The sequence below is a fragment of the Achromobacter deleyi genome, assembly GCF_902859705.1.
GTDB lineage: Bacteria > Pseudomonadota > Gammaproteobacteria > Burkholderiales > Burkholderiaceae_B > Achromobacter > Achromobacter deleyi.
In genome coordinates, this window is the sequence record NZ_CADIJO010000005.1 from 271,858 (window position 1) to 286,023 (window position 14,166).

At 63.5% G+C, this 14,166-nt stretch carries 15 protein-coding genes and 1 tRNA gene; 9 read left to right on the forward strand and 7 right to left on the reverse strand.

Annotation, left to right across the window (positions count from 1 at the left end; genetic code table 11):
* Position 1: 1 nt before the first annotated feature.
* Genes HV798_RS10335 through HV798_RS10375 form a run of 9 tightly spaced genes read left to right on the forward strand, consistent with a single transcriptional unit; the run spans position 2 to position 5,031 of the window.
* On the forward strand, positions 2 to 877 hold the full coding sequence (locus HV798_RS10335) for a hypothetical protein (RefSeq protein ID WP_175191961.1): 876 nt from the start codon (positions 2 to 4) through the stop codon (positions 875 to 877).
* Positions 877 to 1,098 carry a hypothetical protein gene (locus tag HV798_RS10340; protein ID WP_175216397.1) on the forward strand — a complete coding sequence of 74 codons (222 nt, stop codon included), beginning with the start codon at positions 877 to 879 and terminating at the stop codon, positions 1,096 to 1,098. The genes HV798_RS10335 and HV798_RS10340 overlap by 1 nt, the downstream gene beginning before the upstream one ends.
* Positions 1,099 to 1,100: 2 nt before the next feature.
* Entirely contained in the window at positions 1,101 to 1,676 is a 576-nt protein-coding gene (locus HV798_RS10345) for a hypothetical protein (RefSeq protein ID WP_175216398.1), read from the forward strand.
* Positions 1,673 to 2,731, forward strand: coding sequence for a hypothetical protein (locus tag HV798_RS10350; RefSeq protein WP_175216399.1), 1,059 nt, complete (start codon positions 1,673 to 1,675; stop codon positions 2,729 to 2,731). Before HV798_RS10345 ends, HV798_RS10350 begins: the two co-directional genes overlap by 4 nt.
* Complete coding sequence (locus HV798_RS10355) at positions 2,724 to 2,930, forward strand: hypothetical protein (protein WP_175216400.1); 207 nt, start codon at positions 2,724 to 2,726, stop codon at positions 2,928 to 2,930. The genes HV798_RS10350 and HV798_RS10355 overlap by 8 nt, the downstream gene beginning before the upstream one ends.
* On the forward strand, positions 2,923 to 3,414 hold the full coding sequence (locus tag HV798_RS10360) for a class I SAM-dependent methyltransferase (protein ID WP_175216401.1): 492 nt from the start codon (positions 2,923 to 2,925) through the stop codon (positions 3,412 to 3,414). The genes HV798_RS10355 and HV798_RS10360 overlap by 8 nt, the downstream gene beginning before the upstream one ends.
* A gap of 53 nt (positions 3,415 to 3,467) precedes the next feature.
* Positions 3,468 to 3,698 (forward strand): hypothetical protein, encoded by a 231-nt coding sequence (locus HV798_RS10365; RefSeq protein WP_175216402.1) that lies wholly within the window; start codon positions 3,468 to 3,470, stop codon positions 3,696 to 3,698.
* The gene (locus HV798_RS10370; RefSeq protein WP_175216403.1) at positions 3,695 to 3,946 is read left to right on the forward strand and encodes a DUF4224 domain-containing protein; all 252 of its coding nucleotides are present in this window, start codon (positions 3,695 to 3,697) and stop codon (positions 3,944 to 3,946) included. The genes HV798_RS10365 and HV798_RS10370 overlap by 4 nt, the downstream gene beginning before the upstream one ends.
* 2 nt (positions 3,947 to 3,948) lie before the next feature.
* Positions 3,949 to 5,031, forward strand: a complete 1,083-nt coding sequence (locus tag HV798_RS10375; protein WP_175216404.1) for a tyrosine-type recombinase/integrase — start codon at positions 3,949 to 3,951, stop codon at positions 5,029 to 5,031.
* A 76-nt stretch (positions 5,032 to 5,107) separates the two neighbouring features.
* Here the strand turns inward: HV798_RS10375 and HV798_RS10380 are convergent.
* From HV798_RS10380 to HV798_RS10410, 7 genes are all read right to left on the reverse strand, one after another.
* Positions 5,108 to 5,186 (reverse strand) — tRNA-Ile (locus HV798_RS10380).
* Between the two features lie 7 nt (positions 5,187 to 5,193).
* Positions 5,194 to 7,461: an RNA polymerase sigma factor RpoD gene (gene rpoD / locus HV798_RS10385; protein WP_025135231.1), complete on the reverse strand. Its 2,268-nt coding sequence runs from the start codon at positions 7,459 to 7,461 to the stop codon at positions 5,194 to 5,196.
* A gap of 766 nt (positions 7,462 to 8,227) precedes the next feature.
* The gene (dnaG, locus tag HV798_RS10390; protein WP_175192628.1) at positions 8,228 to 10,288 is read right to left on the reverse strand and encodes a DNA primase; all 2,061 of its coding nucleotides are present in this window, start codon (positions 10,286 to 10,288) and stop codon (positions 8,228 to 8,230) included.
* A gap of 19 nt (positions 10,289 to 10,307) precedes the next feature.
* Positions 10,308 to 10,520, reverse strand: coding sequence for a 30S ribosomal protein S21 (gene rpsU / locus HV798_RS10395; protein ID WP_006218592.1), 213 nt, complete (start codon positions 10,518 to 10,520; stop codon positions 10,308 to 10,310).
* Between the two features lie 292 nt (positions 10,521 to 10,812).
* Positions 10,813 to 11,355 carry a phosphoribosyltransferase gene (locus tag HV798_RS10400; protein WP_025135229.1) on the reverse strand — a complete coding sequence of 181 codons (543 nt, stop codon included), beginning with the start codon at positions 11,353 to 11,355 and terminating at the stop codon, positions 10,813 to 10,815.
* An 83-nt stretch (positions 11,356 to 11,438) separates the two neighbouring features.
* Positions 11,439 to 12,734 (reverse strand): adenylosuccinate synthase, encoded by a 1,296-nt coding sequence (locus HV798_RS10405; protein ID WP_029953375.1) that lies wholly within the window; start codon positions 12,732 to 12,734, stop codon positions 11,439 to 11,441.
* A gap of 76 nt (positions 12,735 to 12,810) precedes the next feature.
* Positions 12,811 to 13,968: an ATP phosphoribosyltransferase regulatory subunit gene (locus tag HV798_RS10410; protein WP_175192629.1), complete on the reverse strand. Its 1,158-nt coding sequence runs from the start codon at positions 13,966 to 13,968 to the stop codon at positions 12,811 to 12,813.
* Positions 13,969 to 14,166: the final 198 nt, after the last annotated feature.

Consider the following 14,166-nt stretch of genomic DNA (forward strand, 5'->3'; position numbering starts at 1 on the left):
CATGACCACCATTCCCGCCGGCTTCAAGCTGGTTCCGATTGAACCGACTGATGCGATGGTCATTGAAGGCGTGAACGCCGGCCTGTCGCACAAGGACGAGCCGTATTTCATCTACGCCGCCATGCTTGCCGCCGCCCCTGCTGCACCGGCCTGCCTGACCTGCAACGACCAGGGCGCAGTTGGCATCATCCTGAACGCCGAACCGTGCCCGGACTGCGCCGCGCCCGCGGTGCCGGCCGATGGCTGGCTGCCCATCGAGAGCGCGCCCAAAACGGGCCGCACGCTGCTGCTTGGCTACCGGAATTCCCTCGGCAAATGGCGCACGGTTCGTGGGCAGTGGATGTCCTTCGACTACATCGCGAACCACTGGGAAGATCCTGACGATGTTGAGGAAGGTTGGTTCGAAACCGCCGTCGAAGCCGAGGAAATTCCGAATTGTTGGCGAATCACACCCACGCACTGGATGCCGCTGCCAGCCGAGCCTGGCGCCGCCCCTGCTGCCCCCGTATCCACGGTAGAGGATTCGCAGGATAGCCCCGTGGCTCTCGACCGGCTGGCCGACTACATCGCCGACAACTGGCCCGACAAAAAGTATGGCCTGGAGGAAATCTGCCAACGCTTGAACGCGACCTGGCCGGGCGCATTCATGCCTGCCGTTGCCGCTCCCGCTGCTGGCGATGCGCTGGATGCGGCTCGGTGGAGATTCGTTCGCCGCAAGCTGTGCCTGACCGGAAACGGTGATGGAACGTGCGCCATGCAGGCGATCAATCTCCCGGCTTCGATACCAGGATGGCCTGAACCCGGTTCGGCCGTCGCCGAGTTCTGCGACGCGGCCATCGACGCCGCCATTGCAGCCCAACGTAAGGGGGATGCGTGATGGCCTCTACGCCGAAAAGCAGGAGCGAGCGGGTCTACGAAAACGGCTATTCCTCCGGGTACGCCGCGGGCCGCAAATCCACCGCTTTAGCCGATCGCCTGTCTGTCGCGGAATTCAAGGCTGATTTCTACGGCCGACTGTTGCAGCGGGCGGTAGACGAACTGCACGAAATGAAAGCCGCCCTTTCGGCCCAGCAGAGCGGCCAGGGCGCGGGGAGGTGAGCATGGACGTAGCCGTCTTGTTCGCTCGTCAGGACAGTACCTACAAGACGCTGCCCGGCGTGGACGTATTCGACATCGAACGCGACGCCCGAACATTTCAGGGCGGCATGCCCGTGGTGGCGCACCCGCCGTGTCGTGCATGGGGCCGTCTCCGAGCCTTCGCTAATCCTCGCCCAGACGAAATGAACCTTGCCCGCTTAGCCGTGGCCCTGGTGCGCGAATTCGGCGGCGTCCTGGAGCATCCAGCTGGCAGCACGCTGTTGGATGCCCAGATGTTGCCGCGGCCTGGTGGCACCCGTGATCAGTACGGCGGTTGGACCTTTGCCGCACCGCAGATGTGGTGGGGGCACAAGGCTGAGAAAGCGACCTGGTTCTACATCGTGGGTGTAGCGCCTGTCGATATGCCACCCGTCCCCCTGGTTCTGGGAGAAGCAAGCCACGTCGTGCAGTCCCGCAAGCGTCAGGACTACCGCCCGCACATTACCAAGGCGGAACGTGAGCATACCCCCCCCCAATTGGCCGCGTGGCTTATCGAGGTAGCCCGGCGCTGCCGCATTGAGAAAAGGAAAGCAGCATGACCCAACAAGACGACATCACCCAGCGCGAGCTGACGGCAGAGCATCACCTGAACGAGCTGATGCGCCTCACGCAACCCTGGCCGAACGCCACGATACCCTGCGCCACCGTGCGCTCGCATGTTGAGCAGGCGCTGTCCCAGGTGCGCGCCCCTGTAGCCGATGAGCGGGCGGCGGATACGCTCGCCGAACGCTTCGCACTGGCCCTTACTCCTGTCGCCTACACGACCAAGCGGGGCGCCGTCTATCGCGGAAAATCAACGCGGGTCGGAAGCGAGAACCTCTGCACCATCAGCCAGGCCGTCTACGAGTTTCGCGCCGCCCTGGCAAGCGCCCCTGTAGCCGATGTGCCGTTGACTCATCGTTGCGCCAACTGCGGTGCGGTGTTCCAGGGTGCCGGGTGCCCGTCGTGCCGGCTCGCCGCACCCGTGGCAAGCGCCCCTGTAGCCGAGCCGGGCACGATGGAGGAAATCCACCGCCAGGAACGCGAGCGTTCACCGTGGGTGCTGCCGAAAGATCCGACGCTGCCTGATAGCGCCCCTGTAGCCGGGGAGGCGAAGAACTACCCAGGCGAAAACGTGGCCGAGCGGCTGGACAACATGGCCGACGACCAGCCGCCGGGGTCACAGGCGCAAAGTGATCTGTACGCGGCGGCCACGATCTGGCGCAAGCATATTGCTCATCGTGCCGCGCCCCAGGCCAGCGAGGCGGTGCGCACCCAGGTGCTGGCAGCGCTGGAGTCTGCGCAGCGATTCATCCGCAACGGCATCGAGTTTGGCTACATCCGCATGCCGGACGCTGACACGCCCGACCCTGCACACCGCACGCCAAGCCTGATCGACGCAGCTATCCGCTCACTCAAGACCCAGGCGGACAAGGACGGCGGCCAGCAGCGCGCCGGGGATGACTGCAAGCACGCTCGCGTCTATCGCGCTGGTGATCGTCAGGGCTACGCCTGCCCGGACTGCGGCGAGTTCGTGAGCGACTACGAAATACACCGTCGGCAGCGCTCCGCCCTTTCTGCCACCCAGCCCGAACAAGGGGAACGCGATGAATGACCACATCCCCTACCCGACCAGTTGCAAGGACGCCCAGGGCCGCGTGTGGCATCCCTACGCGGTCGATTTCGACAGCCCGGATGGCACCTATGCATGCCACATCTACGCCATCAGCGATGAACACGCCCAATTGCAACTCGAAGCCCTCAAGGAAACCGGGCGCATCTCGGGGCAGGCTTTGGAGGTACATGATGAGTGACGTAGCGATCCTGGACCCCTGCTGCGGCGGCCGGATGATGTGGTTCGACCGCCAGGATCAGCGCGCCCTGTTCGGCGATATCCGCAGCGAGGAACACACCCTGTGCGACGGCCGGGCCTTCAACATCACGCCGGATCTGAACATGGACTTCCGCGCCATGCCGTTCGCCGCCGACTCATTCAGCCTGGTGGTGTTCGATCCGCCCCACCTGCGCCGCGCCGGCCGGGATTCGTGGCTGCGCGCCAAGTACGGAATCCTGGGTGACGACTGGCAGGATGATCTGCGGCGCGGCCTGGCCGAGTGCTTCCGAGTGCTGAAGCCGGCCGGCGTGCTGATTTTCAAGTGGGCCGAGGTGCAAATCCCCGTCAGCCAGATCCTGGCGCTGACCGAGCACCGCCCGCTGTTTGGCCACAAGTCCGGCAAGCGCGAAAAGACCCACTGGCTGACGTTTATGAAGCCGGACACCGACAAGAAGGAGATGTAGATGGCACACGCAGCCCAACACCAAGCTCCGGCCGCGGCGCCGAAGGAGCAATGATGCGACGACCGCAAATCGAGATCCAAAACGGGATTCCCGTACTGACCACCACGCAGGTCGGCGAACGCCTGGGCATGAAGCCCTCTGTCGGCGACCTGCTAGCCCTTGGCATCGAGCCTGTGCAGCGGACCACGCTGGGATGCTACTGGGCACTCCGCGACATGCAGGCAATCCGCATCGCGGCGGCCAGGCGCGTGCTGCAGATGCAACCGGACGAGGTGAACCAATGACCGAACGCGCCATTACCGAGACGTTCCTGAGCCCGGCCGAGGTCGCCGAGATGACCGGTATTCGGCGCGGCACGAAGGGCAAGCCCTACCCTGTCCTGCAGGTGGAATGGCTTCTCGCCCACGGATACCCGGCGCATGTGAACCGGGCCGGCCGGGCTATAGTCGCGCGCAGCGCCGTGGATGGCCAGCGCCAGCGCGCGGCCGAGCCGGCCAACGCCGAATGGACCCCTGACGCCTGGAGAGCATGAGCATGGGGCGCAAGCCTACCCGCAATCGCCTGCCGCCTGGCATGCGCGCGCGCCACCGCGGCGCCAAGACGTACTACTACTTCGACCTGGGCGGCAAGCCGCGCAAGGAAGAGCCGCTGGGGTCCGACTTCGTCGAGGCCATGCGCCGCTGGGGCCAGCTCACGCAGCAGTCGGTCGGCGCCGCCGGCCAGGTAACCTTCCGCCAGGCCGCCAACCGATACTTCGCCGACATCGTGCCGACGAAGGCACCGCGCACGCAGGACGGGAACCAGATCGAACTCGAATTCCTGTGCGAGATCTTCGACAAGCCGCCGGTGGCGCTGGAGTTGATCAAGCCTGTCCACGTCACCCGTTACATCCGCTGGCGCATGGGGAAAGCGGCGGACTGGTTCCGCGAGAAGGGCCGGCCCGTGCCGCCCGATGCCGGCCACGTGCGCGCCAACCGCGAAATCGCGCTGTTCAGCGCCATTTTCAACTACGCCCGCGAGATCGGCCTGACCGACGCGCCGAACCCTGCCCAGGGCGTGCGCAAGAACAAGGAGCGCGGCCGCGACACCTACGTCGAGGACGACACCTATGCGCAGGTCTGGAAGGCCGCCGACGAGCCGCTGCAGGACGCCATGGACCTGGCCTACCTGGCGGGCCAGCGGCCGGCCGACACCCTGCGGTTTCTGGAGACGGACATGCGCGACGGCTTCCTGCATGTGCGCCAGGGCAAGACGGCCCAGAAGCTGCGCATCGAGATCACCGGCGAGCTGGCGCAGGTGGTCGACCGGATCAAGGCCAGAAAGGCCCGCTACCGCGCCGACAACAAGGTGGTCAGCCTGTACCTGGTGGTGAACGAATCCGGCCTTCCGCTGACGCCAGGCGCGCTGCGCGACCGGTTCGACAAGGCCCGCCAGGCGGCCGGCGTACCCAAGGCTGCGTTCCAGTTCCGCGACCTGCGCGCCAAGGCCGGCACCGACAAGACCGAAGCCGCGGGCGACATCCGCCAGGCCCAGAAACAGCTCGGCCATGGCTCGGTCACGACGACCGAAAAGTACGTCCGGCGCCGCAAGGGCGACAAGGCGGCGCCTACGCGGTAAGCCGATTTGCGGAAAAGGCCCAGGATTGCGGAAAAGAAAACGGGTCTTGGATTCCTCCAAGACCCGCGTCTTTCTTTGGTAGGCCCCCCGAGAGTCGAACTCGGCACCAACGGATTATGAGTCCGCTGCTCTAACCAGGCATGAGCTAGAGGCCCAGGAAACTTACTGCCCTTCCAGGAAGCTCTTCAGCTTGTCGGCCCGGCTCGGGTGACGCAGCTTGCGCAGCGCTTTAGCCTCTATTTGGCGAATGCGCTCACGCGTGACGTCGAACTGCTTGCCCACTTCTTCCAGGGTCTGGTCGGTGCTCATTTCGATACCGAAACGCATGCGCAGAACCTTGGCTTCCCGCGGGGTCAGAGAGTCTAGCACTTCCTTGACCACGTCGCGCATGGAACCATGCAGCGCGGCATCGGAAGGCGCCAGCGTCGAGGTGTCTTCGATGAAGTCGCCCAGATGCGAATCGTCGTCGTCGCCGATCGGCGTTTCCATGGAGATCGGTTCCTTGGCGATCTTCAGGATCTTGCGGATCTTGTCCTCGGGCATGTCCATCTTCTGCGCCAGGGTCGCGGGATCCGGCTCGGCGCCGGTTTCCTGCAGAATCTGACGGCTGATCCGGTTCATCTTGTTGATCGTTTCGATCATGTGGACCGGGATACGGATGGTGCGTGCCTGGTCGGCGATGGAACGGGTGATCGCCTGGCGAATCCACCACGTTGCATACGTCGAGAACTTGTAGCCACGACGGTACTCGAACTTGTCCACCGCCTTCATCAGGCCGATGTTGCCTTCCTGGATCAGGTCCAGGAACTGCAGGCCGCGGTTCGTGTACTTCTTGGCGATCGAGATTACCAGACGCAGGTTGGCCTCGGTCATTTCGCGCTTGGCCTTGCGAGCCTTGGCTTCGCCGGTGGCCATGCGCTTGTTGACGTCCTTCAGGTCCTTGAGCGGCAGCACGACGCGCGTTTGCAGGTCGATCAGCTTTTGCTGCAGTTCCTGAACGGCGGGGATCTGGCGCTCGAGCGTTTCGGCGTACGGATGGCCGGCGGCCACTTCGTCCACGACCCACTGCAGATTGGTTTCGTTGCCCGGGAACACCTTGATGAAGTGCGTGCGCGGCATGCCGGCACGGTCCACACACGTGTGCAGGACGGCGCGTTCAAGCTGGCGCACTTCTTCGACCTGGTTACGCAGCGTGTCGGCCAGCTTTTCCACCATCTTGGCGGTGAAGCGGATGCCCATCAGTTCGTTCTGGATCGATTCCTGGGCGCGCACGTAGACGTCCGACTTGTAGCCGTCCTTCTCGTACGACAGGCGCATCTTGTCGAACTGCTTGCTGACCTCGTCGAACTTGGCCAGCGCCTTCACGCGCAGGTCTTCCAGCTGCTTGCTGGACATGCCGCCCGCGGGGCCGTCGTCGCTTTCGTCTTCGTCGGCGGTGACACCGGCGCCGGCGTATTCTTCGCCGTCTTCCGGATCCACCAGGCCATCGACCACTTCGTCGATCTGCGCTTGACCATCACGAACGCGCAGGATGTGCGCCAGGATTTCGTTGATGGTGGTCGGGCAGGCCGAGATGGCCATGACCATGTGCTTCAGGCCGTCTTCGATACGCTTGGCGATTTCGATTTCGCCTTCGCGGGTCAGCAGCTCCACCGAACCCATTTCACGCATGTACATGCGGACGGGGTCCGTGGTGCGGCCGAAATCGGAGTCCACGGTGGTCAGGGCGGCTTCGGCTTCGTCTTCGACGTCATCGTCGTTGGACGCGACCGGCGCGTTTTCGCTCATCAGCAGCGTTTCGGCATCGGGCGCCTGGTCGTAGACCGCGATGCCCATGTCGCTGAACGTGCTGATGATGCCGTCGATGGCTTCCGCATCGACGAGGTCGTCGGGCAGGTGGTCGTTGATTTCGCCGTAGGTCAGGTAGCCGCGATCCTTGCCCAGCTTGATCAACTGCTTCAGGCGGTTGCGGCGGGCTTCGTATTCTTCGGGCGTGACGGGACCGCGGGCGATCAGATCCTTGGGATCTGCCTTGCCGCGCTTGCCACCGCGCTTGGGCGGCTTCAGGTCAGGCAACACTTCGCCTTCGCCGTCCATCGCGTCATCGAAACCGTCGGAATCGTTGTTCGCGTTCTTGGCGGGACGGCCCGGGCGGCGGCCGCTGGGGACCGGACGCGCGCTGCCGACCAGGTCGGCGAGCTTGTCTTCGGCCTTCTTGGCGCGAGCCTTGGTCACCTTCTCGGGCTTGTCTGCCGCTGCCGTCTTCGCCGCCGCCTTCTTGGCGGCCGTCTTGGCTGCAGGCTTGGCGACCTTCACCGCCGTCTTGGCGGGCGCTTTTTCCGCCGCCATGCTGACGACACGCTTGGCCGTCGTGGCCTGCGTATCGGTCGCATCAATTGCAGAGGAGGATTTGCCGGTGGATTTGGTCATAGTCGCTTCCGTGGTCGTCGCAACCCGTTTGGGCATGTTGCACCGTACAACGCCGCCTCCGGGCAAAGGCCCTTTGCGGCGTCAATACGGGTAAAACTGGTGAATCGGCTGAGGCCCTGCGGCTGCGTTGTTCGCAGCGCCAGCTCTTGCGAGCCCGCTTGGCGCCGTTCCGGTGCAATACCGGCTGGGCGCCTGACGTGCATGGCCTCATCCGGCGGCGGAACCCGGGCGTTGGGGGGGCTGTCTGCCTATAAATAGGCTGTGCTTGCTAACGGGTCATTGCCCTTGGCAGCTAGATAGACACAGCACCCAAACCACAAACGCTACACGGAGATACCCGTCGCCGAACTGCGTAATTCACCGCTCAGCTATAGTAATTAACTATGTAACAAATTTGACGCGCACGTCCGCTTTTTTTCCGCTGCGTCGCCCTGGGACTTTCCCGATCATCCGGTACTGGTCCGGGTCTCTCGCCCGAACTACTGGCGATGCCACCGGCGACACTAGGCACTACTGCCATTACTGCTGGCCAATACCTGCTGGCGGATACTTCAGCCTGCCTGCCCGTCAAACTGCATAACTATTAGATTCCGGCGGCGGCAATAGATTCCGCTCACCGTATTTTTTCCTGCTCTCTTTCCCTGCTCTCTTTTCTCTACTCTCGAGCTACTGCCCGACGCTTCCCAACAGATTCAGCTGATATTCAGTACTGCAAAATCTGCTACCAACGCCTGTTTGCTGCGGAAAACCCTTGATTTTACCGCATTTACCGCACACCGGCACCTTTCAGTACCGTCATGCGGCTGGACAGCTCCAGATAGCGCTTGCGCTGCTCATCCGTCGTCAAACCCGTGGCCGCCAATTTCGCCATTTCGGCCTTGGCCGAATCGAATTCGATCCTGCGCAGGGCGTCGTCCCACTCGGTCTGCGGATCAGGCAGATCTTCCTGCGACAGGATGTCGGCACGCAGCCCCTTGAGCACAGTCGCCAGATCAGAATCCGGCTCGGCCGCTTCCAACAAGGCTCCCACATGGCGGGCCCCGCTGGATTGCGCCAGCATGATCAAGTCCCTTACCAATCCTAGATGGGGGCCATGATCGATGACTTCAAGCTGCTGGTCGCCCATGGAGTCCACCAGCTCGGGGTGAGCAAGCAGCAGTCCCAACAAGCGCTTGGCCAGTGACGGCATGGTGCGGCGGCCTTCGAAGCCGCCAACGTCGTCGCGACGCTTCCAGTTGCCTTTGCCGCCTTTCCAGTCACCTTTGCCCTTCCAGTCGCTCTTGCCTTTCCAGTCGCCCTGGCCTTTCCAGTCTTGCTTGCCGGAACCGCCGCCCCAATTGCCCCCGCCACCCGGCTCACCGCCCGGCGACGAAAACTGGCCGACATCGACGTATTCGCCGTCGTCGGCGGGGATGTCATGAAAATCGTGGCCGCCAAAATCGTAGCCCGCGTCCGGATGGCCGCCATCGTGCTGCGGCGCGGCCGCATGCGTCTCGCCGGCCGCCGGCTTGGCCGGTGCACCGAAAGGCTTGGCCGGCTGCTGCGCCAGCACCTGCGCCATTTCTTCAGGCGTCAGTTGCACCAGCTTGGCCATCTCGCGTTCGATCTGCACGCGCAAGGCGCATTCGGGAATGGCCGCCAACAAGGGCTTGGCCTCATGCAGGCAACTGGCTCGACCCTCGGCCTCGTCCATGTTGTGCCGCGATGCCAATTCGTCGAGCAGGAAGCGCGACAACGCCACCGCCTCGCCCAGGCACGCACGGAAGGCCTCAGGCCCCAGCTCGCGGACGTACGAATCCGGGTCGTGCTCGGTCGGCAGGAACAGGAATCGGATGGCGATATCGTCGCGCAACACCGGCAGGCAAGCCTGCAGGGCGCGCCACGCGGCACGCCGGCCCGCGCCGTCGCCGTCAAAACTGAAGATGACCTTGTCGCTGGAACGCAGCAGCTTCTTGACGTGATCCGGCGTGGTGGCCGTGCCCAGCGTAGCCACCGCGTTGGCGATGCCCTGCTGCGCCAGGCCCACCACGTCCATGTAGCCTTCGACCACGATGATCTGCCCTTCCTGGCGAATCGCCTGGCGGGCTTCCCACAGGCCGTACAGCTCCTGGCCCTTGGAGAACAGCGGGGTTTCGGGCGAATTCAGGTACTTGGGCTCGCCTTTGCCGATGATGCGGCCGCCGAAACCGATCAAGCTGCCGCGCGCATTGCGGATCGGGAACATGACCCGTTCGCGGAAGCGATCGTAGCGGCGCCCGTCTTCGGATTCGATGACGAGCCCGGACTCCACCAAGGTGGGGTCTTCGTAATTGGGAAAAACCTGGGACAGCCCGTGCCGGTCGGTACCCGACCAGCCCAAGCCAAAATGCGCCGCGATTTCGCCAGTCAGGCCACGCTGCTTCAGATAGCGGATCGCCGCAGGCGATGCGCGCAACTGCTTCAGATAGTGGGCCTGTGCGGCGTCCAGCACCTGCGTATGGCGGGACTCCTCGGCCTTGCGGCGCGCGGTTTCCTGCTGTTGGCGGGGGCTGCGATTTTCTTCGGGGACCGTCATTCCCGCCGAAGCCGCGAGCGTGCGCACGGCCTCGGGGAAACTGGCGCCCGTGTGTTCCATCAGGAAGGTGATGGCGCTGCCATGCGCTCCGCAACCGAAGCAGTGATAGAACTGCTTGGTGGGGCTGACAGTGAACGACGGGCTTTTTTCGTTATGAAAGGGGCATAGGCCAAGCAAGTTGGCCCCACCCTTTCGCAACTGCACATACCGCCCGACTACGTCGACGACGTCGACCCGGGCGAGTAGTTCCTGGATGAATGATTCTGGAATCAATAGATTCTGGAATCAAAGATCAATACAGGCGCGGGGGCAGTTGTTGGCTACGGATGCGCTTGTAGTGGCGCTTCACAGCGGCGGCATGCTTGCGCTTGCGCTCGGCCGTGGGCTTCTCGTAGAACTCGCGCGAACGCAGCTCGGTGAGCAAACCGGTCTTTTCGATGGTGCGCTTGAAGCGGCGCAGAGCGGCTTCAAACGGTTCGTTTTCCTTCAGTCGAACGATAGGCATAAAGTGATTGGCCTGCTTGTAGGGTAACAAAAGTTGATGACAAACCTGGCTTGCTTGCCAGCAGCGCTGCATGGTTTCGTGTGGATTCCGGCAGGGGACAAACCCTGCCCCCAGACGCCTTGCAGTGCTAACTTTGGCTGGCTGTTTCCGTTACCCAAAGACTACCCAAAGAGTAACAAGCCAAGTTCGGTTTAGCGATAACCAGCGATTCTAGCATGGTCATGGCCGTTTTGACTACCAGGGGAACGGTCTGGCGCCATACATTGCCAGGCATTCCGTCCCCTGAAACACGTCAACCCTTCGACCCTTTGCGGATCCAGGCCTCGAGCTGATGCGGACGCAGGCTGTCGTAGTCTTCGAACGGCTGGTGGATCCAGGGGTTGGTCGGCAGCTTGTCGACGTAATAGTCAGGCTGCGCCTGGGAATGCCCCTTCCACCACAGCACGGCGCTGCGCAATTCGGTGATGTCGGCGAATTGGCTCTTGAGGTGGTCGTACACCTTCATGAACGTCTTGCCGGTATCGACCATGTCGTCCACCAGCAACACCCGCCCGGACAACGTGCCGCGCGTGATGGTGATGAACTGCGCAATATCCATGTCGCCCTGCTTCGTGCCGGCCGCTTCGCGGTAGCTGCTGGTCGCCAGAATGCCCAACGGCACATCAAAAATACGGGACATAACGTCGCCGACACGCATACCGCCGCGCGCCAGGCACAAAATCTTGTCGAACTCCCAACCCGATTGATGCACCTGCAAGGCCAGGCGTTCGATCAAACGGTTGTAGTCGTCCCACGTCACCCACAGATGGCTATCGTCATTGGTCGGCGCGCTCATAGGCAAGGATCTCCTGCGTGAAAATACGAAAAGGCCGCCGCCGGTATGAGACCGGCGGCGGCCTTGGGAATAATAACCCGATGTCAGCCCTTCAGGGGGTGACGCAGCACAATGGTTTCGTTGCGGTCGGGGCCGGTGGACACCAGGTCGATCGGCACGCCGCAGACTTCGGCCACGCGCTCGAGGTAACGGCGGGCGGCTTCAGGCAGCTTGTCGTATTCGGTGATGCCGACGGTCGATTCGCTCCAGCCCGGCAGCTCTTCCAGCACCGGCTGCGCTTGCGCCACGGCGTGGGCGCCGTAGGGCAGCACATCGCGGAACTCGCCGTTGACGCGATAGCCGACGCCCAGCTGGATGGTTTCCAGGCCGTCCAGCACGTCCAGCTTGGTGATGCACAGGCCGGTGATGCCGTTCAGGCGCACCGAACGCTTCAGGGCGGCGCCATCAAACCAGCCGCAACGACGCGGACGGCCGGTGACCGAACCGAATTCCTTGCCGATGGTGGCCAGGCGCGTACCGATTTCGTCGACCAGCTCCGTGGGGAACGGGCCAGAACCGACGCGCGTCGTGTAAGCCTTGGTGATGCCCAGGACGTAGTCCAGCGACTGGGGACCCACGCCCGCGCCCGCCGAAGCAGCGCCCGCAACGCAGTTGCTGCTGGTGACGAAGGGGTAGGTGCCGTGGTCGACGTCGAGCAATGCGCCTTGCGCGCCTTCGAACAGCAGGCGCTTGCCTTCCTGCTGCATGGCGAACAGCGTGCTGGAAACGTCCGCGACCATCGGGGCGATCGCCGGGGCCAGAGCCATGGCTTGATCGCGCACTTCGTTGGCCGAGACGGCTTCGGCGCCCAGGTACTGGGTCAGCACGAAGTTGTGGTAATCCAGCACTTCGGCGAGCTTTTCGTCGAACAGCGCGGGGTTGAACAGGTCCTGCACGCGCAGCGCGCGGCGAGCGACCTTGTCTTCATAGGCCGGGCCGATACCGCGACCGGTCGTGCCGATCTTGCCTTCGCCCTTGCGCGCTTCGCGCGCCTTGTCGACGGCCACGTGGTACGGCAGGATCAGCGGGCAGATCTCGGAAATACGCAGGCGCGAGCGCACGTCCAGGCCGGCGGCCTCGAGCTCTTCGATTTCCTTGAGCAGGGCTTCCGGAGACAGCACGACACCGTTGCCGATGAAGCACGTGACGCCGGGATGCATGATGCCGGACGGAATCAGGCGAAGAATCGTCTTCTTGCCATTGATCCACAGCGTATGGCCAGCGTTGTGGCCACCCTGGAAGCGGACCACGCCCTGGACGGATTCCGCCAGCCAGTCAACGATCTTGCCCTTGCCCTCGTCACCCCACTGGGTGCCGATTACGACTACGTTCTTGCTCATGTTACGAATCAATATCGAGTTTCTCGGGAAATCCGGAAATCTCCCCGCGGCCCCCTCGTTACCGAGAGGGAGTTAGTCACAGCGTTCTGACCGTCCAGGCGCCGTCTTGCAGCGCCAGCTCGCGATCGCAAACGAATTCGTCCTGATCCTGCTCGTGACCGGGCAATACCTGAACGACAATCTCACCCGACCGGCGCAGACGGCGAACCGCCTCGGTCAGGGCGGGGGCTTGCCCCCAGGGCGCGCGAACTGCACGCGCCCGTTCCGCTGGCGGCAAACCCGCCGCCAGTTTGCGTAAATCAAGACTGAAGCCGGTGGCCGGACGCGCACGCCCGAACGCCCGACTGACATCGTCGTAGCGGCCACCCGACACCAGCGCATCGCGCCAGCCCTCGGCGTACAGCGCGAACTTCACGCCCGAGTGGTAGCCGTAGCCATTGACGTCGGCCAGGTCAATACCGAACGCCACATTGGGCATGGCATCCACCAGCACCTGCAACGCATCCAGCGCGGCAGCCACATCCGGCAGCAAAGGCAGCTCGCGGCGCGCCTGCTTGAGCACTTCGGGGCCGCCATACAGCTTGGGCAGCAGTTGCAGCGCCTTGAGCGTTTCGGCCCGCATGCCGGGCTTGCGCTCTGCCAGCTCGACCAGCCCCGGCACGTCTTTTTCGCGCATCAGGCGGATGATGTCCTGGGACACGGCCGCGGCAGCGGGATCCGATTCGACGATGCCGCGCAGCACGCCCGGATGGCACAGATCCAGCCGGGGATTGCGTACCCCTGCGATGGCGACCGTTTCCAGCACCAGCTGAATGATTTCCAGGTCGGCTTCAAAGCCGGCATGGCCGTAGATTTCGGCGCCGATCTGCAGCAGCTCGCGGCTGGACAGCAAGTCCGCCGGGCGGGCATGCAGCACGTTGCCGCAATAGCACAGGCGGGTAACGCCGGCGCGGTTCAACAAGTGTGCGTCGATGCGCGTCACCTGGGGAGTCATGTCGGCGCGTACGCCCAACGTGCGGCCCGACAGCTGGTCGACCAGCTTGCAGGTACGCAGATCCAGATCGCTGCCGGTACCGGACAGCAATGAATCGATGTACTCGACCAGGGGCGGCGCGACCAGCTCGAAGCCGTAAGTACGGTACAGATCGAGAAGTTCGCGGCGCAATTCCTCGATGCGCCGGGCCTCTGCCGGAAGTACGTCGGCAAGGCTCTCGGGCAGCAACCAGTTACCCATGAATGTTTACCTGAATAACGCCTAGAGATGCGTGGGCGTCGCCCAAACGAAAAAGCGGCTGAGGGGGCGTAAGCCCGCTCAGCCGCTGCGGAATGTTTTCTAGCTTACGCGGTATTGTACATGGTTCAGCGGTGAGCGCCAGCCGGGGTATCCAGGGCGTAACGCCGTCCCCTATTGCGCAATCTGCCAGAAAAAAGC